We start from the raw sequence: 22,781 nt of genomic DNA on the forward strand, positions 1-22,781 counted from the left end.
CCGGGACGCCCTCCCGCCCCGGACAGGGTGCCTGTCCGCCCGGCGCGGAGGCCACGGAGGATGCACAGTGTGACCACTCAGAGCGCCATCTTCGTCGACGCCGGGTTCCTGCTGGCCATCGGCGGCCAACAGATCGCGGGGACGTCGCTGCGTGCCGCGACGCGCGTCAACTACGAGCGGCTCATCGCGGGCATCGCCGCCTGCGCGCAGGAGCACTCGGGGCTCGACAACCTGCGCATCTACTGGTACGACGCCTCGCGGGACGGGCTCTTCACCGACCACCACAAGCGCATCGGCATGATCGACGGCGTCAAGGTCCGCCTGGGGCGGATCTCCTACAGCGGCGAGCAGAAGGGCGTCGACCTCCGCCTCGCGCTCGACCTCGTCGGGCTCGCGCGCAATGGTTCCGTCTCCGTCGTCTACCTCGTCTCGGGCGACGACGACCTCGCGGAGGCCGTCGAGGAGGCGCAGAACCACGGCGTGAAGGTGGTCCTGATCGGGCTGCGGAAGAAGGAATCGACGATCGGGCTGGCCTCCGTGGCCGAGCACCTGGCCCTCTGCGTCGACGGCGTCACACGCGGCCGGAGGCCCGGGTCCAGCGCGCCCGCTAGCGGTCATCCGGCCGCCGCCCGCTCCGGCGGCCCACAGATCGTCTACAGCTCGGGTCAGCAGCCGCCCACGCACCATCCCGGCCAGCCCGATCCCGTCGACCATTCCCTGCTCGAGGCCGCGGGGGAGGTCGGGGCGGCGGTGGCGCGCAGCTGGTACGCCAATGCCGTCCAGAGCGAGCTCGTGGAGCTCAAGGCCGACCGGCCGCTGCTGCCGCCGGAGATCGACCGCGTGCTGCTCAAGGACTGCGCCCAGCGCCTCGGCGAGTGGAAGACGGACATCCAGGTGGTCCGTCGGACCGTCCGCGAGGCCTTCTGGGAGCAGCTCGACGAACTCGGCTGACCCCACCCCACAACACCGGCCCCGCCACCCCACAGCCCCGCCCCTTCCCGCAACACCCTCCGGGGAATTGTCGTGACGACGCACGCGTCACGATGCGGGAGTGGATCGTGTTGCGGGGGATGGGGTGCGCGGGGTTGGGGTCAGCTGTGCGAGACGCCCCGCCAGAGGTCGATTCCGGCCTCGCCGCGGCAGATCCGGTCGATGTGCCCCAGCTCCTCGGCCGTGAACTCCCGGTTCTCGAGGGCGCCGAGGTTCTCGTCGAGCTGCCGCGTCGACGAGGCTCCCAGGAGCACCGAGGTCACGCCGCCCTCGCGCAGCAGCCACGCGATGGCCAGCTGGGCCAGCGACTGTCCGCGCGACGCGGCGACCTGGGCCAGCGCCCGGGCCTTGCCGAGGTTCTCCTCGGTGAGGTGCCCCTCGAGCGAGGTGCGCCCGCCGGACGGGGTGGCCGAATCGTCGCCCAGGTACTTGTCCGTCAGCAGGCCCTGTGCGAGCGGGGTGAAGGCGATCGATCCGAGGCCGTGCGTCCGCAGCGTTTCCAGGAGTCCGTCCTCGACCCAGCGGTTCAGGAGCGAGTAGGACGGCTGGTGGATCACGAGCGGCGTCCCGAGGGCGCGTGCCGCCTCCACGGCCTGCACGGTGCGCTCCGGCGAGTAGGAGGAGATGCCGACGTAGAGGGCCTTGCCCTGCCGGACCAGGGTGTCCAGGGCGCCGACGGTCTCCTCGATCGGGGTGTCGGGATCCGGGCGGTGCGAGTAGAAGATGTCCACGTAGTCCAGGCTCATGCGCCGCAGCGACTCCTCGGCCGAGGCCAGAATGTACTTCCGCGATCCCAGGGTGCCGTACGGTCCCGGCCACATGTCCCATCCGGCCTTGGAGGAGACGACGAGCTCGTGGCGGTAGGGCTTGAAGTCGGTGCGCATCATGCGCCCGAAGTTCTCCTCGGCCGAGCCGTAGGGCGGGCCGTAGTTGTTGGCCAGGTCGAAGTGGGTGATGCCGCGGTCGAAGGCGTGCCGGAGGATCTCGCGCTGGGTGTCGAAGGGGCGGTTGTCGCCGAAGTTCCACCACAGGCCGAGGCTGATCGGCGGCAGCAGCAGGCCGGAGTCCCCGACCCGGCGGTAGCCGAAATGCGTGTAGCGGTCCTCCGCGGCGACGTAGGGGCGGTGCGTCTCGGGGACGGGGGAGATGCGGACGTCGTTCTCGGACATGGAGTCCCTTCCGGCTCGGGGGGCGGTCCGTCCCAGCCTAGTCCCGGAGCGAAACCCGCAGGGAGCCGTCCGAGTCCACGGCCACCGCGAGATCGGCGAGCGAGGCGACGACGGCGTCCGCCGAGAGGTCCGCCGAAGCGGTGGTGCCGGTGATCGCGAGGGTCGGGGCCCCGGCGCCGTTCCCGGCCTGCAGGCCCGCCGGTGCGTCCTCGAAGACCAGGCACCTGCCGATCGCCCGGCCGAGCCGTTCCGCTCCGAGCAGATAGCCCTCCGGGTGCGGCTTTCCGTGGGCGAGCTGGTCCACCGTCACGAGGTGGTCCGGGGCCGCGAGCCCGACGGCTCCCATCCGCGCCGCGGCGAGCCCGGCCGTGCACGAGGTGACGATGGTCCAGCGGTCCGCGGGGAGCCCGGCCAGGAGCTCCTCGGCCCCCTCCTTGAAGACGATTCCGTCCGTCTCCTGGGACTCGAGCCGCTCGATGAGGGCCAGTGCCTCGCTCCGGCGTTCCGGTTCGACGTGCTCGTCGACGATCCGGTAGGCCGGCACCCCGTGGTATTCGTACACGAAGCCGTCCAGCCCCAGTTCCTCGCCCCAGCGGGACCACGCCGCCTCCGTGGCGGCCGTCGAGTCGATCAGCGTCCCGTCGAGGTCGAAGAGGAACGCGTCGACGTGGAATCCGGTGGAGGGGAAGTGCAGGGCCATGGCGCCATTGTGCCTGCCGCGGCCCCGCACCTCCGATTCCGTGACGCGGCGCCCGTCGCAGCTCCCCCGCGCCCGGGACGCGGCTACGGGCGCTGCCCGCCGCGCATCCCGCCGCCCATGCCGGAGGAGTACTCGCCCGCCACGACGCTGACGGCCTCCTCGGCCCCGTCCAGGCTCGCCGCGGACCCCGCGGGCTCGAGCCCCGCGTCCTGGGTGGCGGTCCCGCCCACGTACACGCTGTACGTCTCGCCGTCCACGAAGTCCGCGGAGGAGAAGACGAGGGAACCGGTCGCCTTGGCGACGGTGAACGTCGCGATCAGCTCGCCGTTGGAGTCCGTGATCTGCAGGACCGTCCCCGCCGGAACCGTCTCGGGGAGCGTCGCCTGGATGCCGGACTGGCTCGACGACGCCGACGGCCCGATCGCCATCCCGGCGCTGCCCGCCGCCACGAGGGTTCCGCCCTCGACGAGGAACTCGCCGTCGACGTCGAGCGCGCCGTTGCCGCTGCCCTCGGGGCCGTTGACCACGACCGTCCCTCCCGTGATGGTCGCCGATCCGTTGGAGTCCAGCCCGTCGCCGTCGGCGTCGATCACCACCGAGCCGCCGCTGATCAGGATCGAGTAGTCGCCCGCCGCGGCGCCCTGCGGGCCGCCGGCCGCGGGTGCCTCCGCGGCGCCCGGCGCGCCCTCGGGCGCGGTCCCGGAACCCGGCCCGCCCCGCTGCGTTCCGGCCGCCCCGCCCGGCTCCGTCTCCGAGGAGGTGCCGCCCGCGGCGTTGAGCCCGTCGTCGTTCGCCGTCACGTCCACCGTGCCGCCCGAGATCTCCAGGTGCGCGGCCTCCAGGCCCTCCTCCGACTCCGTGACCGTCACCGTTCCGCCAGAGACCGTGAGCTTGTTGTAGGCCTTGACGCCGTCGTCGCCGGCCGCGACCGTGAGCGTTCCACCCTGGACTAGGAGCCAGCCGCGGCCCTCGTCCTCCTCGTTGTCCGCCTTGAGGCCGTCGTCGGCCGCGTCGACCGTGTAGTCGCCGGCGAGCAGCACGACGTAGTCCTTGCCGCGGATCCCGTCGTCGACGGCCGTCACGTTCACCGTCCCGCCGGCCAGGACCAGGCCGTCCTTGGTGTTGACGGCGTCGTTGAAGTTGCCCGCGACGTCGAGCGATCCGCCGCCGGCGATCGTCAGATCGGAGGCCGAGTAGACGGCCGCGTCCGGGGCGTCGTCGGAGGTGTCGGCGTAGTCCGCTGCGTCGGAGACGCTGTTGCTGCTGCCGTCCTCGAGGAACAGCACCACCTCGTCCGCCGACTCGACCACGAGCGGCGAGCCGGTGGACGAGGCGAGGGAGACGCCGTCGAACACGACGCGGACCAGGGCGTCGTCCGGCGCGGCGACGCGCAGCTGGCCGTCGGCGAGCGAGCCCGAGACGCGGTAGGTGCCGGCCGCCGTGATCGTGACGGTGTCGCCGTCGACCTCCACCCCCGTCCCGCCCGTGCTCGCGCCGTCCGCGAGCGCGACCTCGACCTCCTCGGCGGTGTCCCAGGACAAGTCGTTCTCGTCGAAGTGGGTCTGGTCGATGGACGTGGCGGTATCGGCGCTCGTCGCGGCGAGCGTGGTCTCCGTGCCCGTGGTGCCCGAGGCCGCGTCGGCGTCCGTGCCGGTGGTGGTGGCGGCCGTGGCCGCGCATCCGGTGAGGGCCAGGCCCGCGGCGAGCGTGGCGGCGGTGGCGGCGAGGGTTGTGCGCTGGATCGTGCGTTTCATGGGTCTCTCCTGGGGGATTTCGGGTGGCCGGAATCGGCCGGACGTGGGGTGGCAGGGGGTGTCCCGCGCCGGAGGGCGGGGCAGGGCAGGTGGTGCGGGTCGGGGGCGCGACGCAGCTCGGCGGCGGTACGCGGGCCCCGGCAGGCGGCGGGGCTACGACGTCGCCCGCAGCAGCGGGGGCGTCTCGCCGGCGCGCAGCGGCAGACCGCGGCGCAGGGTCCGGGTCCACTTGTTGCTCGGCAACCGCGGATCGAGCGCGGCCAAGCCGGTCGCGAACTTGGAGATCTTCGCGGGCCGGACGCCGTGGCGCCAGAGCATCCGGTCCAGTTCCCCGGGCCGGGAGCCGGACTTCGTCTCCACGATCACGCGCCCGTCGAGCGTCCAGGCCGGGCCGCCGGGCAGCCGCCACGTGGCGTCCTCGTCGATCGTGGCCCGGGCTCCGGAGCCCGGCAGGTACAGCGTGGTGCGCGAATACGCGGTCTCGACGACGGGCCGCAGCAGGGCGGTGTCCGGCGCGGATCCGGGTCCGAGGGCCGCGGCCAGGGTCTCGGCGACGTAGGCCGCGCCCTCGGGGGTGAGCCGGGAGCGGTCGGCCGGCGCGTGGGGGATCCGTTCCTTCACGGTCGCGGCCCGCGCCCCCTCCGTCTTGACCTCCAGGAACGCGGTGCCCGTGTCCAGATAGGTGCGCGTGCGGATCTTGAAGCGCCGCCTGCGGCCCGCCGCGGCCAGCCGGTACGCGGTGAGCTCCGGGGTGTCGAAGTACACGGAGTCGTAGCGGAAGCGGCGCAGCCCGCCGATCTCGAGCACCCGCGTGTCCCGCGGCAGGCCCGCGAAGAGGGCGTTGGCGAGCCCCGCGTCCACGACGTACTTGCGGTCGATGCGCGTCTGCAGCGCGGCGGCCTCGTTGAGCTCCTCGAGGCCGATCGGCTCCAGCACCGAACCGCGGTGGGTCAGCGACCTCGGCTCGCGCGGGTTCACCGGGCGCTCCTGCCGGACGCCGCAGGCACCGGGGACCCGTCGGAAGCCGGGGTGGCCTCCTCCCCGGACGGGAGGACGACGCCGGACGCGGGCTCCCCGGGCCGCGCGCCCCGGGCGGGGGTCGCGTCGGAGGAGGGCTCCGGCGTCGTCCCCGGGATCGGCGCGACGGGAAGCGGAGGGCGGGAGGAGGCGCGAGGGGCCTCGAAGCGGACCTCGACGAGGGTCTTGTCGTTGACGAGGTCCAGCTGCTGCACCGTGGCGCTGTGGATGCGGCCGCCAAGCAGGTACCCCAGGGCCTCGCGGAGCTCCTGCTCGTCGCCGATGGCGCGGTCCAGGACCACCGACTGGTGCCGGTAGCGGGTGAACGCCCGCGGGTGGTCGCCGATGAACATCGCGCCGACGATGAGCGCCATGAGCGCCAGGCCGAGCCACTCCGGCGTGACCCCGATCCCGCCGATCAGGCCCAGGGCGAGCGCCGCGAAGTAGTAGGCGACCTCGTGCTGCGCCAGCTCCGTGGAGCGGAGCCGGATGATCGACAGGACGCCGAAGAGGCCCAGGCCCAGGCCGAGGGAGGCCGACGAGCCCGTCAGCGCGAGCGCGACGGCCAGCACGCCGACGTTGACGCCGAGGTAGGCGACGGCGAGGTCGCGCCGGCGGTGGCGGCGCAGGTAGAGCACGTAGGTGAGCACGGTGATGGCCACGAGGTCCGCGGCGAGGAGGATCCAGGAGTTCACGGGGCGGTTCCTTTGCGGTGGGAAGCTGTTCACCACAAGCTTCCGGGCCGTTGCTGAGGGCACCTTGTGAATCGGGCCAGACAGGGATATGTGCCCCAGACGACACCGGACGCCCGGGAAGGTTTCCCAATGCGGACGGTTATTGACCGCATTGAACGGAAGAATGGTGCCATGGAACAGGACGCAGCACACGGAACCCCCGCTACGATCGAACCCTTCCGGGTGGACATCCCCCAGGATCGGCTCGACGACCTCGCCGCGCGCCTGCGCGCCACGCGCTTTGCGCCCCCGCTTCCGGACGACGGGTGTGGCACGGGCGTCCCGGACGCCTACTTGCGCTCGATGGTGTCCGCCTGGGCGGCCTTCGACTGGCGCGCCTACGAGCGCCGACTGGCGGACGTACCGCAGTTCACCACGGAGATCGACGGGCAGCGGATCCACTTCATCCACGTCCGCTCGCGCGTGCCGGGAGCCCTGCCGCTGCTGCTCACCCACGGATGGCCCGGATCGAGCTCATAGGCCGGCTGGGCTACGCCCGGTTCGCCGTCCAAGGCGGGGACATCGGGGCCGGCGTGGCCCCCGAGGTCGCGCGGTTGGCGCCCGAACGGGTCGTCGGCGTGCACGTCAACGGCGCGCTCGGGGCGTTCGCGAGCGAGGCCGGGGAGGAGGAGCTCGCCGCGATGTCCCCGGTGGAGCAGGACAGGATTCGCCGGGTCGGCAAGTTCATGGAGCGCGAGTTCGCCTACATCTCCCTCCAGTCCACGCGGCCGGCGCTCGTCGGGTCGATGCTCGCCGACTCGCCCGTCGCCCAGCTCGCCTGGACCTGGACAAGTTCCAGGCCTGGACGCACCCCGCGGACCGGCCGGCGGACCAGGTCCTGGGCATCGACTTCCTCCTCGCCAACGCCTCGCTGAACTGGTTCACCGCGAGCGCCGGTTCCGCGGCCGCCGTCGGCTACGCGCAGGAGGCTGCCTGGGGCGAGCCGGAGATCGATTCCGGCGTCCCGACGGCGGCGATCCAGTTCGCGCACGACGTGGGCATCCGGGCCCTCGCGGAGGCGTCCAACACGATCGTGCGCTGGACCGACGTCGAGGACCGGGGCGGCCACTTCGCCGCCCTCGAGGAGCCCGGGATCCTGGTGCGGGACATCAGGGAGTTCCTGCGGCCCCTGCGGTAGGCGCTCCGCCCCGGCCCGCGTGCTCCTCCCGCTTCCCGCCGTTCTGACGCGGTCTGGACGACCGCGGGGGAACGGGCGCCGCGGGCTCAGGGAGCGGCGGCCGGGCGGCGCGCCGAGCGGAGGGACCAGGCCGCCGTCCAGGCCAGCGCCAGCTCGAGCCCGGCGAGGCCGAGCATGTCCGCCCCCGGTGCCGAGGCGTCCGCTACGGCCCCGCCGCCGGCCCCGCCGCCGTGTACCGCGTGGGAGCCGCCGAGGCCCGGAACGCCCAGGGCCAGCGCGGCGTGTGCCAGCGCCATGCCGAGCGCCATGGACATCAGCAGGCGCCCGGTGCGGCAGGAAGGCCGCAGCCATTCCAGGACCGCGCAGCCCACGCAGGCCAGGGCCATGGCCGTGAGGGCCGCGGCGAACACCACCCCGTGCCCGTGCGTGAACGCGGCCCGCAGGTGGAAGGCGGCGGCCGCGACGGCGAGGACGGCGGCGGCGCAGGCCGCCCAGCGGGCGCCCGCCGAACCCGCGGCGCCCTCCGGGCGGCCCCGAACCACATGCGGGGGCCCGCCCCGGGCGGGCCGGACGCGCGGGCCCGGCTCCGCCGTCGTCATCGCCGCCACGGTGTCCCTACTGGTGGCAGTGCCCGCCCGGCGCGAGCCCCGGGACCTCGAGCCGTTCGGTCCCGGCCGCGGCGACGGTGCGCCCCTGTCCCGCCCTCCACAGCACGCCGAGCAGCGTCGCGGCGGCGAGAAGCGCCGCGAGCGTCGGGAGGACGTAGGCATCCGGCATGTACCCAGCGTAGGTCCCGCCCGGACGGCCTCGACCCGGATGTAAAGAAGGATGACGCGGAGCGCGCCCGCGTACGATGAGCCCATGGAAGACCGCGTCACGCTCAGGTTCCTGGCGTCTCCCACCGACGTCTCCGAGGACGGGGACACGGTGCAGGCCGGCCGCGTCCTCGAGTGGATCGACAAGGCGGGCTACGCGTGCGCCGTCGGCTACTCCGGCGGCTACTGCGTCACCGCGTACGTGGGCAACGTGCACTTCACCCGGCCCATCCGCAACGGCGACCTGATCGAGGTCGACGCCAGGATCGTGGACACGGGCCGCTCCTCGATGCAGGTCGTCGTCACCGTCGACGCCGCCGACGTCCGCGAGCGCGTCTTCCGGCCGGCCATGGACTGCATCCTGGTGTTCGTGGCGATGGACGCCGAGCGCAAGCCGAAGCCCGTGCCCGCCTGGGCCCCGTCCGACGACGAGGCGGCGCACCTGGCCCGCGGCGCCTCCGCCCGCGTCGCGGCCCGCGCGCAGATCCGCGACGCCATGGCCGCGCAGGAGTACACGGACGCCGGGACGACCCCGCGCGAGCGCTTCCGCTTCCTCGCCGCCCCCACGGACGTGAACTGGGGCGGGAACGCGCACGGCGGGATCGTGATGCGCTGGATCGACGAGGTCGCGAGGGCGTGCGCGATGGGCTGGTGCGGCGCGGACGCCGTCGCCGTCTACACGGGCGGCATCCACTTCCTGAACCCCGTGCACATCGGCGACGTGGTGGAGGCCGAGGCCCGCATGATCCACACGGGCCCGCACTCGATGCACATCGTGGTCCACGTCCGCGCCAAGGACCCGCGCGGCGGCTCGTGGCGGCCGACGACCCGCTGCATGACGGTGTTCGTGACGCGCGACGCCGACGGGCACGCCTCGCCCGTGCGCCAACTGGAGCCGGCCAGCGACGAGGACCGCCGCCTCGACGAGCACGCGCGCGACCTCGTCCGCCGCCGCGCCGAGCTGCCGCCGCTGCAGTTCGCCGCCGAGCGCGTCTACTGACCACCGCCACAGCGAGAAGGAGAGCCATGACACCGACGAGATACAGCAGCACGCCGCCCCTGCAGGACCGCCTCGGGACGCTCGGCGAGCGGGCCCGCGCGCTCGCCGAGCGGCTCGGATCCCTCTCGGATCCGCTGTCGCCCGCGTTCGGAGCGGTGTCCGCCGCGGCGGTCGGCGCGCTCTCGCTCGTGGACCCCGCCCGGCTCTCCCGGTCCGGCCGCCATTGGTACCGGGCCGCGTCCGCCGCGCTCGGCGGCTTCGCCGTGGCCGCCACCATCGACCGCGATGGGACCGCGCTGGTCCCCGCCCGTGCGTTCGCCGGGGTCGCCGCCGCCGGGGCCGTCTACGCCCTGGCCGACGCCTCCGAGGACTGGGACCGCCGGCTCAGCGGGGCGCTGTCCTCCCGCGGCGTCAGGCACCCGCGCCGCTGGATGGCGGCCGGGGCCGCCGCCCTCATGGTCGTGTCCTACCTCGGCGACCGGGCCTTGGATTCCTCCGCGGGCCACGAGGAGGAGGACGACGCCGGGGCTCCCCTCGAACGCGATGTCGACCCCGCGCTGAGCTCGCTGGTCGAGGCCCTGCTGCGGGCCGGCGGCGGCGAGGACGCGGAGCTGCTGCTGGACCAGCTGGGCCGGGCGCGGGAGCTCGTGTGGGACGGCGGGGCGTTCTCGACCGTGGCCGAGTTCGAGGTGCCCCAGGACGAGGTGCGCGTGGTGCCGCACTCGCAGGAGTTTCCGGTGCGCGGGCGCTGGTTCGCCCCGGGCGGCGAGGAGCTCGAGCTCGTCCTGCGGATCGAGGACGGGCGGCTGGCGTACGTCGCCGTGGACCTCGTCGGGGAGTCGGAGCTCCCGATCGACGAGCTGATCGACGCGTGGCCGGCCCCGGCCGACGTCGAACTGCTGCGCGACGCCCCGGACGGCCGGACGCGCCTCTAGGCCTCCGGTCCGTCAGGAATCGAGAAGCGGCCGCCCCTCCGCGGCCGCTAGCGTGGGGCGAGACAACATGCCGCCGGAACGAGAAGGCGCAACGACCATGGGCGCAGCGACGGAGCAGGAGGGCGGGTTCTCCGCCGAGGAACGCGCGGCGATGAAGGAGCGCGCCGCCGAGCTGAAGGCGGAGGCCAAGGGCGGCGGGCGGACGGCGAAGAAGGCCGCCGCGGACGAGAAGGCGTGCCTCGAGAAGATCGCCAAGATGGACTCGCCGGACCGCGAGTTGGCCGAGCGGATCCACTCCGTGGTCCTGGAGGCCGCGCCGGAGCTGGCGCCCAAGGTCTGGTACGGGCAGCCCGCCTACGCGCGCGACGGAAAGGTCCTCTGCTTCTTCCGCAGCGGGATCGGGGACAAGGAACGCTACTCCACGTTCGGATTCTCCCCGGAGGCGGAGCTCGACGAGGCCGCGGGCTTCTGGCCGACGTCGTTCGCCGTGGCCGGGCTGGACGCCGACGGGGAGAAGGCGCTCGCCGCCCTCGTGAAGAAGGCCGTCGGCTAGAACCCCTGGCGCTCCAGCGCGCGGGCGCTCAGCCGGACGCCGTCGAACGCGCCCGCAGGCGGCGCTGAGGCGCACGTCCACAGCAACGGAGCCGGGTTCACAGCGCCCGGACAGCCCCTCGACAGCCCCTCCCTGAACTGCGCCCGCAGGCTGGAAGCGGGCCGGCGGCACGCGCCGGCATCACCAGCGAAGCCGCGACGCGGCGAATGGAGGACGATCCTCATGGCAGGGACGCGAAAGAAGAACATGGTGCTCGGGGCCTCGGCCGTGGCACTGACCCTCGGGGCCGGGCTCGGCGTGGCCGGCATGGCCACGGCGGCCACCGATGCGGCGGACGCCGGCACGGGCGCCAGCTCGAGCGCGGCACCGTCGGGCGCAACGGGTACGACGCCGGACGCCGGCTCCCGGGGCACCGCGCCGGAGGGCGCGGAGCGGGGCGGCAAGGGCCGGGGCGGGCACGGTGGCCTGGGGGACGTCGCGGCGCAGCTCGCCCAGAAGCTCGGGGTCGAGGAATCCGCGGTCCAGGAGGCCGTGGACGCCTACCGCGAGGCCCAGCGCGGCGAGAGCGCAGGTGAAGGGGCGGACCGGAGCGGGCGGGACACGGCCCTTGCCGCGGCCCTCGCCGAGGCGCTGGACCTGGACGAGTCCACGGTCCAGGCGGCGATCGAGGAGGTCCGCAGCGAGGCGAAGGCCGAGCGGGCCGAGCGCTTCCAGTCGCGGCTCGACGCGGCCGTCGAGGACGGAACGCTCACCCAGGCGGAGGCCGACGCCGTCGCCAAGGCCGCGGAGAAGGGGGTCATCCGGGGCGGCTGATCCAGCGGCGCCACCCGCCGCATCCGCCAACCCGCAGCGTGATCCACTCCTCGGTCGTTCAGACTGGGTCGAAAGGACCGAGGAGTGGAAGGCGATGTGATGCTCGGGGCGTTCAGGCCGCTTCCGGCCTGGATTCCGCCGCGTAGTGCAGGCGCTCCGGAACGGCCGAGCGGAGCCGCTCGACGACTTCGGAGCCCTTCCGGAACCACGCGGACAGCACGGCGATCTGAAAGCCGTCCGCCAGGAACAAGGTGACGCCGTCGACCCCCTCGTCGACGCGCTCGTGCTCCAGCCCGACGACCTCGGAGTACAGCGCGGAGATCGTCTGCCCGAACATCGTCATCTGCAGCCCGTCCGTGCCGATCACCAGTTTCAGGTCGGCCGGAGCCCCCGCGAACCGGGCGATCAGGCCGCGCTTGTAGACGGCGCCCTCGATGGCCGGTGGGTCGACGCGGTCGCGCGGAGGGTAGAGCAGTTCCGCGGACACGGGGGAATCGGTTTCCGGAGAGGCCTCCGCGGTGAAGCCCACCAGCAACTGCCCTTCCAGATCGGCCAGGGCCCCGATCCCGGACCCCGGGACGTAGGCCTGGAATGCGGCGAGGTGCTCGGCCATCGACTGGTGGCGGATCCCGACGAGCTCGTCGAGAGCCGTCTCGTAGACCTCGGCCTGGTCGGCGCCGGGCTCGGCGCCGTCGGATTCAAGGGCCGCGATCACGCGGCGCACCTCATCCTGCGTCGCCCCGTGGTCGCGCAGCGAACGGAGCTCGTCGATGATCCGCCGGGCCGAGCCGGCCGCGTTGCGGGGCGCGACGTTGACCCGGACGACGGCGATGCCCCGCCGATCGTCGACCAAGACGGTGCCGGCATCGACGTCGTAGACCAGCCCTTCCTGGCGCCGCAGCCCCTCGCGGACGCGGCGTTGCAGGACCTGGAAGACGAGCGGCAGCAGGAGCGAGGCGTCGTCGGCCGGGCCGGGGGTCGGGAAGGAGAGCGTCACGCCCTCGCCCTCGTCGCCGTACTCGTGTGGCCCCGCCTGCGGGAGGGCGGGGACGTCGGCGGGGCGCCGGCGCGGGCCGTCGGGCAGCGGCAGACGCAGCCCCGCGGGTGGTTCGCCGGACAGGACCAGGACCGCGTTTCCGCGTGTGAAGTACTCGGCGGCGTGCCGCGCCACGTCCTCTGGACCGATCCGATCCAGGTACTTTGCTTGGACAGGGGCCAAGCCGAGCCCCTTCAGGCCGAAGCGATGGGAAAGCGCGACCCCGACCTCGAAGGGCACCGCGCCGACGGCCCCCTCGGCCTCGAGGACCGCGCGCTCCCGCGCGAGCATCTCCGCGTCCACGCGGCCTTCGGCGAGCGCCGACAGCGAGCGGCAGACGGCCTCGAGGGATTCCACGACCTCGTCGGGCCGACCGTCGACCGTGAACTCGGTGAAGTTCAGCGAGACCGAGCCGTTGGTCTCGTGGTCCGGGACCGGGATGGCGGAGAACGCCAGGTGCTCCACGAGGTGGGTCAGCCCGGAAGTGGCGAAGTCCTCGTCGCGCACGCCGATCCGGAAGACGAGCGAGGCGGAGAGCCGCCCGGGCTGCTCGGTCCAATGAACGGGAACGCCGTCGATCTCGCGTGTGTGGGCGACCATGGGCCGGTCCTTCCTGCAGATGGTGGGGCCGTGCGTGCGGCCTGCGCCGATCCTATCCACGCACACTGTCGATCAGTCGCCACCCACGGCCACGACCTCGACGGCGTGTTCCCGGAAGGCCTCGAGGACCTCGGCGGGCGCGTCGGCCGTGGTGACGAGGTGGGTCAGGTCCTCGAGCGAGCCGAAGCGGAACGTGGAGGTCCGGGCGAGCTTGTCCGGCGTCGTCACCAGGATCCGCCGGTTCGCGGAGGCGAGGCACGCGCGCTTGAGGGAGGCGTCGTCGAACGTCGTGGACGTCAGGCCGTGCTCGGGGGAGGCGGAGCACGCGCCGAGGACCACGGCGTCGACCCGCATCTCGCGGACCGCCTGCAGGGCCGCATCGCCCACGAACGCCAGGCTGTCGGTCGCGACGGGGCCGCCGGGGACGACGACGGACGGCCCGGGCCGCGCCGCGAGCGCGCCGGCGGCGTGCAGGGACAGGGCGAGCGCCGTGAGCCGTCGGCCGGCGAGGGCCTGCGCCACCGCGAAGCACGTGGTCCCGTTGTCGATGATCACCGAGTCGTCGTCCTCGATGAGGCCGGCCGCGGCCGCGGCGATGAGCGCCTTGCGCTCCTGGTCCGCCTCGAAGCGGACGGAGAACGGCATGGGGGCCCCGCGCTTGCGGGCGCGGGCGGCGCCGCCGCGCGTGCGCAGGAGCAGGCCGCGTGCCTCGAGCTCGGCGAGGTCGCGCCGGATGGTGACGGCCGAGGCTCCCGTCAGGCGGGCCAGGTCGTCCACGGCGACGGCCGCCGCCTGGCCGGAGACGGAGCGGATGATCGTTTGGTGCCGAAGTGATCGTTGCACGTGATCATTCAACCCCATACGGTGATCGGCATGCCACGCTCCGTCCCGCCGTCGACCCGCGCCCGCCTCGGGGTCTCGCTCATGTTCTTCACCAACGGCGTGCTGTTCAGCGCGCTGCTGCCGCGGCTGCCGGAGATCAAGGACGCGTTCGGGCTCAGCAACGCGCAGTTCGGGTTGTCCGTGATCGCCTTCCCGGTCGGCGCGATCCTCGCCGCCGCGTGGGCGGCCCCGCTGATCCGGCGATTCGGGGCCCCGCTCGTGGTCCAGGCCGGCTCCGTGCTCCTGGCCGCCGCCGTGGCCTGCGCCGGAGCGGGGCCGACGGTCTGGGTCTTCGTCGCCGCGCTCGTGCTCGGCGGGACGATCGACGCGATCGTCGACGCGGCCCAGAACGTCCACGGGGTCGCCGTGGAACGGTGGCACGGCCGCTCCATCCTGAACTCCCTGCACGCCGCCTGGAGCATCGGCGCCGCCACGGGCGGCCTCATCGGCGCGGTCTGCGCCGCGCAGGGGGTCCCGATCGGCACGCAGATGATCGTCAACGGGGCCGTCTGGGCCCTCGCCGCCGTCTACAGCGGCGTGCTCTCGCGGATCCCCGCCTCCGTGCCCGGCCGGACCCCCGACGCAGCAGCCGCGGGAGCGGCGGGCGGAGCGGCGAAGGAGGGCTCCGGCGTCGTACCCCCTCCGGGGCCCGGCGCCGCGCGGGCGGGGACCGGACGCTATGCCGCCGCCCGGCTGCTGGCCCCGCTCGTCGTGCTGGCGATCTGCGGGATCCTCGTCGAGGACGTCGGCAACAACTGGGCCGTGCTGTTCCTGCACACGGAGACCACCGCCGCGCCCGCGCTCGCCGGCCTGGGGCTCACCGTGCTGATCTCCGCGCAGTTCGTCGGCCGGATCCTCGGCGACCCGATGACGGACCGCTGGGGGCGCGGGAACGTGGCCCGGTTCGGCGGCCTGCTGATCGCCGCGGGCGGTCTCGTCGTGGTGTTCGGCCCGGGGCCGCTGGGGGCGATGGCGGGCTTCGCGCTCGCCGGATTCGGCTGCGCCACCCTGGTCCCGGCCGCGTTCGCCGCCGCGGACGCCGTGCCGGGGCTGCCCGCCGGAACGGGGATCGCGATGCTGGGCTGGCTCATGCGCCTGGGCTTCCTCGTGACCTCGCCCGCGATCGGGCTGATCTCCGACGCCACGAGCCTGCGCACCGCGTTCCTGGTCCTCGTGGCCGGCGGTCTCGGCGCGGCCGCGATCGCGCACGCCAAGCTGCGGCGCCCGGTGGTTCCCGCCCGGTGACGGCCCCGGCGTCGTGCCGGTTCCGACCCCGCACGACGTTCCGTGACCCCGCGTGGCGCCGCGTGACGTGAGGGGACGACTGCGGCGCCCCGCCCCGGGGTCCCGGTGCTTGACTGGGAGGGACCGCGCCACGAGCCCCGGAGGACCCCGCCATGACCGAGACCGCACGACCTCCGTTCCGCCTGGGCTTCCTGGCGTTCGTCGAGCACTCGGGGATCGAGGGAGGACGCTCGCGCGGGCTCGAGGAGGGGCTCGAGCTGTTCGAGCTCGCCGAGGAGCTGGGCTACGACGTCGGCTACGTCCGCCACCGCCACTTGGAGCACTACCTCTCCGCTCCCGTTCCCTTCCTGGCGGCCGCGGGCCAGCGTACGCGGCGGCTCCGCCTCGGGACGTCGGTGACGCCGATCCGCTTCGAGGACCCGGTCCGGCTGGCCGAGGAGGCCGCGACGCTGGACCTGCTCACGGGCGGCCGGCTCGAGCTCGGCCTGAGCTCCGGATACTCCGACAACGAGGGCACGTTCTCGCAGGCCTACGCCCCGATCGAGGGCGGGCTGCGCGAGGCCGTCGACGCACGGGTCGAGCGCTTCATCGCCGCCGTCGAGGGGCGCACGCTCGCGGTCGCCGACGAGAAGGTCCCGTTCGCGGAGGCCGGCACGGAACTGCCCGTCCAGCCCGTCAGCCCCGGGCTGCGGCGGCGCATCGCCTACGGCGCCGGCTCGCTCGCCAGCGCGCGCCGGACCGGGCGGCAGGGCCTCGGGCTGCAGCTGTCGACCCTGAACACCGAGGCGACGGGGCTCTCCTTCGAGGAGGCTCAGCTCGCGAGCATCGAGGCCTACCGCGCCGAGCACGCCCGGGTGGCCGGTTGGGCGTCCCACGCCTCGGTCAGCCGGCAGATCGTCCCGTACGCGAACGCCGCTGAGCAGGCGGAGGTCCAGTGGCTGCTCGACCGGGATGCCGCGCGGCAGGGCGGGAATCCGGATCTGCCGTTCCAGTTCGGCCGCGTGGCCTCGGGGACGGGGGAGCGGATCGCGGAGGCCCTCGCCGGGGACGTCGGGCTGCGGGCCGCCGACGAGCTCGTGATCGCGCTGCCGTTCGACCATCCGTCCGACGTCGTCCGCCGGATCCTCACGGTCGCGGCGCAGGAGGTCGCCCCGGCGCTCGGCTGGGCACCGGGATTGACCGCGGGGTCCGGGGCCCCGGCCTAGCCGCGGTCCCGCCGACGCGGGACGAGCAGCGCGAACTGGGTCAGCACGACGACGCCGATCACCGCCCAGGTCCACGGGGACAGGCCGGAACCGACGCTCAGGTCGCGCGAGACGAGGAAGACGACGACGACGGCCGCGATCACCGCGAAGACGTAGCGCGGGCTCCGTCGGGAGGGTTCGGTCATGGCCCCAGCATGCCAGACCCGGACCGCCCGGGGTCAGGGGGCGCGGATTCCGAGGACCCGCTCAAGGTACGGGTTCAGGAGCGTCCCGGCCGGGTCCACGGCGTCCCGCACCCGTGTGAAGTCGTCGAAGCGCGGGTAGAGCCCCCGCAGGTAGCCGGCGTCCCGGGTGTGGATCTTGCCCCAGTGCGGCCTCCCGCCGTGCGCGGTGAAGACCTGCTCGACGTGCTCGAGGAACTCCGCGTGCGGCTCGCGAGCGTAGCGGTGCACGGCGAAGTAGACCGACTCCCGCCCGGACGCCGTGCCGAGCCACGTGTCGTCGGCCGCCGCGGTCCGCACCTCCACGGGGAAGCTGATCGGCTCGCGGTAGCCCTCCACGGCCCGGCGCAGCTCCGCGAACGCCTCGCCGAACGCCTCGAGCGGCAGCGCGTACTCCATCTCGCGGAAGCGCACACGTCGCGGGGAGACGAAGACGCGGTGGGACGCGTCGACGTAGCCGCGTTCCGCCGCGGCCCGGGTCGCGAGGCGGTTCAGCGGACCGACGAGCGACGGCACGGCCCGCCCCAACCCGCACATCAGTCCGAGCGCCGCGTTGCCGAGCAGCTCGTCGTCGACGAATCCGCGGATCCTTCCCACGGGCCGCAACGGCGCGTCGCCCGGCAACCGGGTGTTGGCCTTGGACAGGACCGTGCGGGACTGCGGGAACCAGTAGAACTCGAGGTGGTCCGTGGTCCGCGAGCGCTCGAGAAACGATTCCTCCATCTGCGCGAGCGGCTCGGGCGCCTCGACGGCGGCGAGCCGGAAGGCGGGCACGCAGCGCAGGGTCGCCTCGAGCACCACGCCCACGGCGCCGAGCCCCACGCGCGCCGCCTGGAACAGCTCCGGCTCGGTCCGCTCCGAGCAGTCCACGATCCGCCCGTCGGGCAGCGCGATCCGCAGCGCCGCCACGATCCCGGAGTACCCGGTGAAGCCGAGTCCGGTCCCGTGCGTCCCTGTCGCGAGCGCCCCGGCGATCGACTGCCGGTCGATGTCGCCCATGGTGGGCAGGGCGAGACCGTGCGGCGCGAGCAGCCCGGCGACCCGGTGCAGGCGCGTTCCCGCCCGGAACACCGCCTCGCCGCGCCCCGCGTCGACGGCCACGAGGCCCTGCAGCGCGTCGAGCCCCAGCAGGAGCCCGTCGGTCGCGGCGATCGGGGAAAAGGAGTGCGCCCCGCCGACGGCCTTGACCCGCGTGCCGTCCTCGGAGGCGCGCCGCAGCAGGGCGGCCACCTCGGCGTCCGTGGAGGGCACGACGACGCCGGACGGCCGGGACCGCTCGCTGCCCGACCAGTTGCTCCAGGCCCAGACGCCGCCACCGGTGTCGGCGCGGCCCAGGCGGCCGGGTGCGGGGCGGGCGCCGGCGGGCAGCGGCCCGCCCCGCGCGGCAGGGCCCCACGCCTTGGGACCCCACGTCCCGGGGCCGCGTGCCCCGGGACCGCGCGCGGGGAAGCCGCTCGTGGCGGCGTCCGGTACGGAGCAGCCCGGCGCCCCGGTGGTCCGGGGCACGGGGGCGGGGGATCCGGCGTCGTGCTCGGTGGACATCAGAGGAAGGCCCTTCCCTCGCCGCGGTAGGTGGGCCACGTGTCCGTGATCCGCCCGCCTGAGAACACGTGCACCTCGCCGAGCCGCTCGCACGGTTCGCCCGCCTTGGCGTGGCGGAAGTAGACGGGGTCGCCGAGCCGGATTCCGGCCGCGGCGGCGCCCGTGAGCGGGGTCTGCACCTCGCCGGCACCCTCCGTGGCGGAGTAGCGCAGCCCCGGCGGCCAGACGGGGACGGGGAGCCGGTCCGGACCCGCGGGGCCCGAGGCCGTCCAGCCGCCGCCCAGCACGGTCACGGTGCGCGGGCCGGGGCGGCGGACGACGCCGAAGAGCACGTGCAGCGCCGGGGCCGGGCGGAATCCGCGGTAGTGCTGGAACAGCTCGGGCCCGTAGAAGCCGGAGCCGGCGGCGAGCTCCGTGACGGCGTCCTCCGCGGCCGTGGACTCGAGGGAGCCCGTGCCGCCGCCGTTGACGAATTCGAGGCCGGCGCCCTGCCCGGTGGCCGGGCCGGATCCCTGCCCGAGGGCGGCCCGGACCGCTGCGACGACCTCGGCGCGCCACGTCGCCAGGTCGCGGATCGACAGCGTGCGCAGGGCGCGGACCGCGGCACCCCGCGGGGTGCGGGCGGCGTCCGCCACGCCCGCGACCTGGCCCTCGTAGGCCATGAGCCCGACGACGTCGACGCCGGCGTCCGCGGCCGCGCGCGCGAGCCGGACGGCCTGCTCCGCGGTGCGCACGGGGGAGCGCAGGGGGCCGATCCGGGGGCCGCGCGGCCAGGTGCGGACGGGGGCGTAGGAGGCGTCGAGGTCCAGGCACACCCGGAAGCGGCGGCCGGACGGGGAACCGGCGTCGCGGGCCGCGGCGGCCAGGAGCCCGAGGTGCTCCGGGGAGTCCACCATGAGCGTGACGTGCCGGTGCGCTTCCCCGCGCAGGAGCGCGGCGAGGGCCGCGCGGTCCGTGGACGGATAGGCGACGACGACGTCGTCGGCCCCGTGCCCGGCGAGCCACAGCGCCTCCGGCAGCGTGAACGCGAGCACGCCACGGTAGCCGGGATGGGCGAGCGCCTCGTCGAGCGCACGGCGGACGCGCAGGGACTTGCTCGCGACGCGGATCGGCGTTCCGGCGGCGCGGGCGGCCATCGCCGCGGCGTTGGCGCGGAAGAGGTCCAGGTCCAGGAGCGCGGCGGAGCGGCTCGGGCCGTGTCCCTTCCGGGCGGTGTCGCGGGGCCACGGCGTCTCCTTCCGCTCGTCCATCACGGAATGCTACCCGTTGGTACGCGGCGGTGCGCCGGAAGCCGGGCGCGTGGCACACTGAACCGGTGCGGACCGCGGTCTCGGGCGACGGCAGGCCAGGGTCCGACGGCGACGCGGGGGCCGGGTGGTCGCCGCGGGGCCGGTCGGCGGAGGAGGCAGGGAGCGGCAGTGGACGCAGAACGGGATGGTCGGCCCGGGGTCGAGGTCGTCGGCGAGGTCTTCTACTGGCGCGGCCCCGCGCCGTTCCACTATGTCCGCGTGCCGGACGCCGAGGCGGCGCTGATCCGGGAGCTCGCGCCCGTGGTCAGCTACGGCTGGGGCGTGATCCCCGTGAGCGGGACGCTCGGATCCACTCCCTTCACGACCTCCCTGTTCCCCAAGGACGGCGGCTACCTCGTGCCACTCAAGGACGCCGTCCGGCGGGCCGAGGGCGTCCAGCTGGACGACGTCGTCGCGATCCGCCTGCGCATCGGCCGCTGATCCCCGGCGCGTCAGCCCTCGAACGGGTCCCGGCCCGCCTCGAGCTGCGCCTCGATCTGCTCCAGGCCCCACTCGACGGCGACGACCGCTTCCCGGGCGACCGGTGGGAGCACCAGGACACCGCCCGAGCGCACCAGGAGCCCGTCCTGCAGCATGTCGAGGAGGAACGGCCGGCGCCGTTCGAGCGCCAGGGCGGCCACCACGTTCGTCTCGGTGAACTCGTCCAGTGGTCCGTCCAGCACGCCGACCGGAAGGTCTCCGAGCGCCGCACCGTGGAAGAAGGCGAGCATCATGGCGTCCGGCGCCGCGGAACCGGGCGACACCGCCGACGCCGTGCTGGCGAGGTACGCCGAGGCCAACCCCAGATACACGTCCGCCTCCTCGTCCAGGGCGGCGTGGCCCGCGAGCAGGGCCTCGGCGCGCGGCGTCGGCCACACGCGCGTGGAACCGATCTCGATGAGCTCCGCGATCTCAAGCGCGCTCCCGTAGCGGAGGAATCGGCCGGAATCGGCCATCGTCGGAACGATGAGCGGCTCCTCCGCCGTGCCGCTGATCGACTCGCCGGGGGCGTCGGGGAACGGCCGCTTCGCGTTGCGGACGCCCCGGACGAAGAGCCCCGCGGCCGCGGCCGCCGGTTCGATGTCCTTGAGCCGCAGCAGCCCGGACTGGGTCACGTCCCGTGCGGGGCCGATCCACCGCAGGAGCCCGAGGAGGGAGCCGATCAGCGGCACGTCCTTCCATGCGGACAGGGCCTCCTCCGCCGTCAGCTCCGGAACGTCGATCTCGTCGTCATCCGGCGTGACGAGGTCGTGGAAGGCCTCCCAGGTGTCTCGGCCACGGGTCCAGCGCCCGGTCTCGTCGAAGAAGTGCAGGTAGGCGTCGAGTGAGGTTGCCATGTCGTCGACGAGGTCGGGGTCCTCCCCGGCCAGCAGGATCTGCCGGACGAGTCCGGGATCGAGCTCGTCGGGCGCCTGGAAGGGCGCCGCGTCCGCGTGCATCCGCGCCACGTCGGCGACGAGGTGCCAGGCCGCCACGGCCGCCTCCCGCGTCCCGCCCTGCTTGAGGACCCATGTCACGTAGTCCGGCAGGAGCGCCTCGATGCGGGCGGCTCCGATGGCCGTCCCGCCAGGGGGCCGCCCGCCAACGAGCCGCAGGTGTCCCTTGTGAGGGCGTTTCTTCCGAGATGCCACGACCGTCCCTTCGTCGCACCCCATCGTTCCCGGTTCCGGCACCCGGGGGGCAAGCCGGCGGCGCGGCCGGATCCGCCCTCCACAGGGCCTGCCCGTCCACAGTGGTACCGGGAGGCCCTCCCCAAGCGGCCTCTGCATCCCTAGGCTGAAGCAGGGGAACCCGGTTCAGGCCCGCTGTCCCGCGATCCGCCCGAGGAGGAACCATGAAACGCATCCGCCGCGCGGTGGCCGGCGCCGCCGTCGTCCTGCTCCTCGCGGCGTGCACGGGAGCGCCCGCCCCCGAAGGCACGGCCCCGGCGTCGTCCTCCCCGGCGGCGCAGACGTCCCCCGCGCCGGCCACGGAGACCGGCTCCGCCGAGGCGCCCGGCGAACCCGAGGCCGTGGTCGCGACCGGGCTCGAGGCCCCGTGGTCCGTGGCGTTCCTGGACGCGACGCCGCTCGTCAGCGAGCGCGACAGCGGGCGGATCCTCGAGCTCGACGACGCGGGCAACGCGCGCGAGGTCGGCGTCGTGGACGGCGTCGCGCACGGCGGCGAGGGCGGGCTCCTGGGGCTCGCGGTCGACGGCGGGGGCCGGCTCTACGCCTACTCGACCGCGGCGGGCGGCAACCGGATCCAGCGCTTCGCGCTCGAGGGGGCGCCCGGCTCGCTCGCGCTCGGGGAGCCCGAGACGCTCCTTGAGGGCATCCCGGCCGCGGGCAACCACAACGGCGGGCGGATCGCCTTCGGCCCCGACGGGATGCTGTACGCGACGACGGGCGACGCCGCCGACCGCCCGCTCTCGCAGGACCGGGACTCGCTCGCCGGGAAGATCCTGCGCCTCACGCCCGACGGCGCCGTCCCCGCCGACAACCCGTTCCCCGGCTCGCCCGTCTACAGCTACGGGCACCGCAACCCGCAGGGGATCGCCTGGGCGGAGGACGGGACGATGTTCGCGACCGAGTTCGGGCAGAACACGTGGGACGAGCTGAACGTCATCACACCCGGCGCGAACTACGGCTGGCCCGTGGTCGAGGGGATCGCGGGGCGCGAGGGCTTCACGGACCCGGTGCAGCAGTGGGCGCCGTCGGACGCGAGCCCCAGCGGCATGGCCCACGCGGACGGCGTGCTGTACCTCGCGAACCTGCGCGGGGCCGTGCTGCGGACCGTTCCGGTGGAGGATCCGGGATCCGCGGGGCTGCATTTCGACGGTGAACTCGGGCGCCTGCGGGACGCCGTCGCCGCCCCCGACGGGCGCGTGTGGATCGTCACGAACAACACCGACGGTCGGGGCCGCCCCGGCCCCGACGACGACCGGATCCTCTCCCTCGACCCGGCGGCGTTCCGATGATCCGGACCGTCCGCCACGTCCGCTGGGACCAGCCGACCCCAGGTCGCAATGCTCTCCGCCCACGGGTCGTTTCGAGCCGCCGATAACGACCCGTGGGCGGAGGGGATTGCGGGGTGGGCTCTCCGGGCGAGAGCCCGGGCGGAAGGCCCGGGGCATCGTCGCCGCGCCCTGTCCGCCGGCACGG

Annotated in this window: 25 protein-coding genes; 12 read left to right on the top strand and 13 right to left on the bottom strand. The window is 74.3% G+C overall.

The window, feature by feature from the left end:
- The first annotated feature begins 60 nt into the window (after positions 1 to 60).
- On the top strand, positions 61 to 951 hold the full coding sequence (locus ACQ3I4_RS08805) for an NYN domain-containing protein (protein ID WP_430633369.1): 891 nt from the start codon (positions 61 to 63) through the stop codon (positions 949 to 951).
- A gap of 140 nt (positions 952 to 1,091) precedes the next feature.
- On the opposite strand, the gene ACQ3I4_RS08810 is transcribed toward ACQ3I4_RS08805, so the two are convergent.
- The 5 genes from ACQ3I4_RS08810 to ACQ3I4_RS08830 form a co-directional block, all read right to left on the bottom strand.
- The gene (locus ACQ3I4_RS08810) at positions 1,092 to 2,159 is read right to left on the bottom strand and encodes an aldo/keto reductase (RefSeq protein ID WP_329862197.1); all 1,068 of its coding nucleotides are present in this window, start codon (positions 2,157 to 2,159) and stop codon (positions 1,092 to 1,094) included.
- 37 nt (positions 2,160 to 2,196) lie between these two features.
- Positions 2,197 to 2,859 (bottom strand): HAD-IA family hydrolase, encoded by a 663-nt coding sequence (locus tag ACQ3I4_RS08815; protein WP_329862196.1) that lies wholly within the window; start codon positions 2,857 to 2,859, stop codon positions 2,197 to 2,199.
- A gap of 83 nt (positions 2,860 to 2,942) precedes the next feature.
- Positions 2,943 to 4,613, bottom strand: coding sequence for a carbohydrate-binding domain-containing protein (locus ACQ3I4_RS08820; protein WP_329862195.1), 1,671 nt, complete (start codon positions 4,611 to 4,613; stop codon positions 2,943 to 2,945).
- A gap of 153 nt (positions 4,614 to 4,766) precedes the next feature.
- Complete coding sequence (locus tag ACQ3I4_RS08825) at positions 4,767 to 5,591, bottom strand: polyphosphate polymerase domain-containing protein (RefSeq protein ID WP_329862194.1); 825 nt, start codon at positions 5,589 to 5,591, stop codon at positions 4,767 to 4,769.
- Complete coding sequence (locus tag ACQ3I4_RS08830) at positions 5,588 to 6,325, bottom strand: DUF4956 domain-containing protein (RefSeq protein WP_329862193.1); 738 nt, start codon at positions 6,323 to 6,325, stop codon at positions 5,588 to 5,590. The genes ACQ3I4_RS08825 and ACQ3I4_RS08830 overlap by 4 nt, the downstream gene beginning before the upstream one ends.
- A gap of 171 nt (positions 6,326 to 6,496) precedes the next feature.
- Here ACQ3I4_RS08830 and ACQ3I4_RS08835 point away from each other — a divergent pair, with 171 nt between their 5' ends.
- The 3 genes from ACQ3I4_RS08835 to ACQ3I4_RS08845 all read left to right on the top strand — a co-directional run bounded on the left by ACQ3I4_RS08835 (position 6,497) and on the right by ACQ3I4_RS08845 (position 7,502).
- Entirely contained in the window at positions 6,497 to 6,844 is a 348-nt protein-coding gene (locus ACQ3I4_RS08835; protein ID WP_329862192.1) for an epoxide hydrolase N-terminal domain-containing protein, read from the top strand.
- The gene (locus ACQ3I4_RS08840) at positions 6,823 to 7,239 is read left to right on the top strand and encodes an alpha/beta fold hydrolase (RefSeq protein ID WP_329862191.1); all 417 of its coding nucleotides are present in this window, start codon (positions 6,823 to 6,825) and stop codon (positions 7,237 to 7,239) included. Before ACQ3I4_RS08835 ends, ACQ3I4_RS08840 begins: the two co-directional genes overlap by 22 nt.
- A gap of 119 nt (positions 7,240 to 7,358) precedes the next feature.
- Positions 7,359 to 7,502 (top strand): hypothetical protein, encoded by a 144-nt coding sequence (locus tag ACQ3I4_RS08845; protein ID WP_329862190.1) that lies wholly within the window; start codon positions 7,359 to 7,361, stop codon positions 7,500 to 7,502.
- A gap of 86 nt (positions 7,503 to 7,588) precedes the next feature.
- Here ACQ3I4_RS08845 and ACQ3I4_RS08850 read toward each other — a convergent pair whose 3' ends face one another.
- Both ACQ3I4_RS08850 and ACQ3I4_RS08855 read right to left on the bottom strand, forming a co-directional pair.
- Positions 7,589 to 8,101 (bottom strand): hypothetical protein, encoded by a 513-nt coding sequence (locus ACQ3I4_RS08850; RefSeq protein WP_329862189.1) that lies wholly within the window; start codon positions 8,099 to 8,101, stop codon positions 7,589 to 7,591.
- A gap of 16 nt (positions 8,102 to 8,117) precedes the next feature.
- Positions 8,118 to 8,279 carry a hypothetical protein gene (locus tag ACQ3I4_RS08855; protein ID WP_430633370.1) on the bottom strand — a complete coding sequence of 54 codons (162 nt, stop codon included), beginning with the start codon at positions 8,277 to 8,279 and terminating at the stop codon, positions 8,118 to 8,120.
- 84 nt (positions 8,280 to 8,363) lie between these two features.
- On the opposite strand from ACQ3I4_RS08855, the gene ACQ3I4_RS08860 reads away from it, so the two are divergent.
- The 4 genes from ACQ3I4_RS08860 to ACQ3I4_RS08875 all read left to right on the top strand — a co-directional run bounded on the left by ACQ3I4_RS08860 (position 8,364) and on the right by ACQ3I4_RS08875 (position 11,618).
- Positions 8,364 to 9,317, top strand: a complete 954-nt coding sequence (locus ACQ3I4_RS08860) for an acyl-CoA thioesterase (protein WP_430633371.1) — start codon at positions 8,364 to 8,366, stop codon at positions 9,315 to 9,317.
- Positions 9,318 to 9,343: 26 nt separating this feature from the next.
- A complete protein-coding gene (locus ACQ3I4_RS08865; protein WP_430633372.1) occupies positions 9,344 to 10,252 on the top strand; it encodes a hypothetical protein in 909 nt (302 codons plus the stop codon).
- A 97-nt stretch (positions 10,253 to 10,349) separates the two neighbouring features.
- A complete protein-coding gene (locus ACQ3I4_RS08870; RefSeq protein WP_430633373.1) occupies positions 10,350 to 10,805 on the top strand; it encodes a DUF1801 domain-containing protein in 456 nt (151 codons plus the stop codon).
- A gap of 222 nt (positions 10,806 to 11,027) precedes the next feature.
- A complete protein-coding gene (locus ACQ3I4_RS08875) occupies positions 11,028 to 11,618 on the top strand; it encodes a phage protease (protein WP_329862184.1) in 591 nt (196 codons plus the stop codon).
- A gap of 112 nt (positions 11,619 to 11,730) precedes the next feature.
- Here ACQ3I4_RS08875 and ACQ3I4_RS08880 read toward each other — a convergent pair whose 3' ends face one another.
- On the bottom strand, positions 11,731 to 13,254 hold the full coding sequence (locus ACQ3I4_RS08880) for a M16 family metallopeptidase (protein WP_430633374.1): 1,524 nt from the start codon (positions 13,252 to 13,254) through the stop codon (positions 11,731 to 11,733).
- A gap of 72 nt (positions 13,255 to 13,326) precedes the next feature.
- Positions 13,327 to 14,097: a DeoR/GlpR family DNA-binding transcription regulator gene (locus ACQ3I4_RS08885; protein ID WP_430633375.1), complete on the bottom strand. Its 771-nt coding sequence runs from the start codon at positions 14,095 to 14,097 to the stop codon at positions 13,327 to 13,329.
- Between the two features lie 30 nt (positions 14,098 to 14,127).
- Between ACQ3I4_RS08885 and ACQ3I4_RS08890 the strand changes: the two genes are divergently transcribed.
- Positions 14,128 to 15,381 carry an MFS transporter gene (locus tag ACQ3I4_RS08890; RefSeq protein ID WP_430633376.1) on the top strand — a complete coding sequence of 418 codons (1,254 nt, stop codon included), beginning with the start codon at positions 14,128 to 14,130 and terminating at the stop codon, positions 15,379 to 15,381.
- A gap of 152 nt (positions 15,382 to 15,533) precedes the next feature.
- Positions 15,534 to 16,586: an LLM class flavin-dependent oxidoreductase gene (locus ACQ3I4_RS08895; RefSeq protein ID WP_430633377.1), complete on the top strand. Its 1,053-nt coding sequence runs from the start codon at positions 15,534 to 15,536 to the stop codon at positions 16,584 to 16,586.
- Here ACQ3I4_RS08895 and ACQ3I4_RS08900 read toward each other — a convergent pair.
- Genes ACQ3I4_RS08900 through ACQ3I4_RS08910 form a run of 3 tightly spaced genes read right to left on the bottom strand, consistent with a single transcriptional unit; the run spans position 16,583 to position 19,599 of the window.
- Positions 16,583 to 16,771 (bottom strand): hypothetical protein, encoded by a 189-nt coding sequence (locus ACQ3I4_RS08900; RefSeq protein ID WP_430633378.1) that lies wholly within the window; start codon positions 16,769 to 16,771, stop codon positions 16,583 to 16,585. The two genes, ACQ3I4_RS08895 and ACQ3I4_RS08900, sit on opposite strands and share 4 nt — an antisense overlap.
- Before the next feature lie 33 nt (positions 16,772 to 16,804).
- Positions 16,805 to 18,349: a D-arabinono-1,4-lactone oxidase gene (locus ACQ3I4_RS08905; protein WP_430633379.1), complete on the bottom strand. Its 1,545-nt coding sequence runs from the start codon at positions 18,347 to 18,349 to the stop codon at positions 16,805 to 16,807.
- Entirely contained in the window at positions 18,349 to 19,599 is a 1,251-nt protein-coding gene (locus tag ACQ3I4_RS08910; RefSeq protein WP_430633380.1) for an alanine racemase, read from the bottom strand. The genes ACQ3I4_RS08905 and ACQ3I4_RS08910 overlap by 1 nt, the downstream gene beginning before the upstream one ends.
- A gap of 168 nt (positions 19,600 to 19,767) precedes the next feature.
- Here ACQ3I4_RS08910 and ACQ3I4_RS08915 point away from each other — a divergent pair, with 168 nt between their 5' ends.
- Complete coding sequence (locus ACQ3I4_RS08915; RefSeq protein ID WP_329862176.1) at positions 19,768 to 20,079, top strand: DUF1905 domain-containing protein; 312 nt, start codon at positions 19,768 to 19,770, stop codon at positions 20,077 to 20,079.
- An 11-nt stretch (positions 20,080 to 20,090) separates the two neighbouring features.
- Here the strand turns inward: ACQ3I4_RS08915 and ACQ3I4_RS08920 are convergent, their stop codons facing one another.
- Positions 20,091 to 21,269 carry a hypothetical protein gene (locus ACQ3I4_RS08920; RefSeq protein WP_430633381.1) on the bottom strand — a complete coding sequence of 393 codons (1,179 nt, stop codon included), beginning with the start codon at positions 21,267 to 21,269 and terminating at the stop codon, positions 20,091 to 20,093.
- Positions 21,270 to 21,472: 203 nt separating this feature from the next.
- Between ACQ3I4_RS08920 and ACQ3I4_RS08925 the strand changes: the two genes are divergently transcribed.
- A complete protein-coding gene (locus tag ACQ3I4_RS08925; RefSeq protein ID WP_430633382.1) occupies positions 21,473 to 22,597 on the top strand; it encodes a PQQ-dependent sugar dehydrogenase in 1,125 nt (374 codons plus the stop codon).
- Positions 22,598 to 22,781 lie beyond the last annotated feature (184 nt).

This window comes from Zafaria sp. Z1313 (assembly GCF_050563205.1).
GTDB lineage: Bacteria > Actinomycetota > Actinomycetes > Actinomycetales > Micrococcaceae > JAZDCJ01.

Coding starts and splice junctions, on each gene's coding strand:
- ACQ3I4_RS08865 (WP_430633372.1), top strand. CDS start 9,344: ATGACACCGACGAGATACAGCAGCACGCCGCCCCTGCAGGACCGCCTC.
- ACQ3I4_RS08855 (WP_430633370.1), bottom strand. CDS start 8,279: ATGCCGGATGCCTACGTCCTCCCGACGCTCGCGGCGCTTCTCGCCGCC.
- ACQ3I4_RS08835 (WP_329862192.1), top strand. CDS start 6,497: ATGGAACAGGACGCAGCACACGGAACCCCCGCTACGATCGAACCCTTC.
- ACQ3I4_RS08820 (WP_329862195.1), bottom strand. CDS start 4,613: ATGAAACGCACGATCCAGCGCACAACCCTCGCCGCCACCGCCGCCACG.
- ACQ3I4_RS08805 (WP_430633369.1), top strand. CDS start 61: ATGCACAGTGTGACCACTCAGAGCGCCATCTTCGTCGACGCCGGGTTC.
- ACQ3I4_RS08895 (WP_430633377.1), top strand. CDS start 15,534: ATGACCGAGACCGCACGACCTCCGTTCCGCCTGGGCTTCCTGGCGTTC.
- ACQ3I4_RS08880 (WP_430633374.1), bottom strand. CDS start 13,254: ATGGTCGCCCACACACGCGAGATCGACGGCGTTCCCGTTCATTGGACC.
- ACQ3I4_RS08900 (WP_430633378.1), bottom strand. CDS start 16,771: ATGACCGAACCCTCCCGACGGAGCCCGCGCTACGTCTTCGCGGTGATC.
- ACQ3I4_RS08870 (WP_430633373.1), top strand. CDS start 10,350: ATGGGCGCAGCGACGGAGCAGGAGGGCGGGTTCTCCGCCGAGGAACGC.
- ACQ3I4_RS08815 (WP_329862196.1), bottom strand. CDS start 2,859: ATGGCCCTGCACTTCCCCTCCACCGGATTCCACGTCGACGCGTTCCTC.
- ACQ3I4_RS08875 (WP_329862184.1), top strand. CDS start 11,028: ATGGCAGGGACGCGAAAGAAGAACATGGTGCTCGGGGCCTCGGCCGTG.
- ACQ3I4_RS08910 (WP_430633380.1), bottom strand. CDS start 19,599: ATGGACGAGCGGAAGGAGACGCCGTGGCCCCGCGACACCGCCCGGAAG.
- ACQ3I4_RS08925 (WP_430633382.1), top strand. CDS start 21,473: ATGAAACGCATCCGCCGCGCGGTGGCCGGCGCCGCCGTCGTCCTGCTC.
- ACQ3I4_RS08860 (WP_430633371.1), top strand. CDS start 8,364: ATGGAAGACCGCGTCACGCTCAGGTTCCTGGCGTCTCCCACCGACGTC.
- ACQ3I4_RS08810 (WP_329862197.1), bottom strand. CDS start 2,159: ATGTCCGAGAACGACGTCCGCATCTCCCCCGTCCCCGAGACGCACCGC.
- ACQ3I4_RS08890 (WP_430633376.1), top strand. CDS start 14,128: ATGCCACGCTCCGTCCCGCCGTCGACCCGCGCCCGCCTCGGGGTCTCG.
- ACQ3I4_RS08850 (WP_329862189.1), bottom strand. CDS start 8,101: ATGACGACGGCGGAGCCGGGCCCGCGCGTCCGGCCCGCCCGGGGCGGG.
- ACQ3I4_RS08840 (WP_329862191.1), top strand. CDS start 6,823: ATGGCCCGGATCGAGCTCATAGGCCGGCTGGGCTACGCCCGGTTCGCC.
- ACQ3I4_RS08905 (WP_430633379.1), bottom strand. CDS start 18,349: ATGTCCACCGAGCACGACGCCGGATCCCCCGCCCCCGTGCCCCGGACC.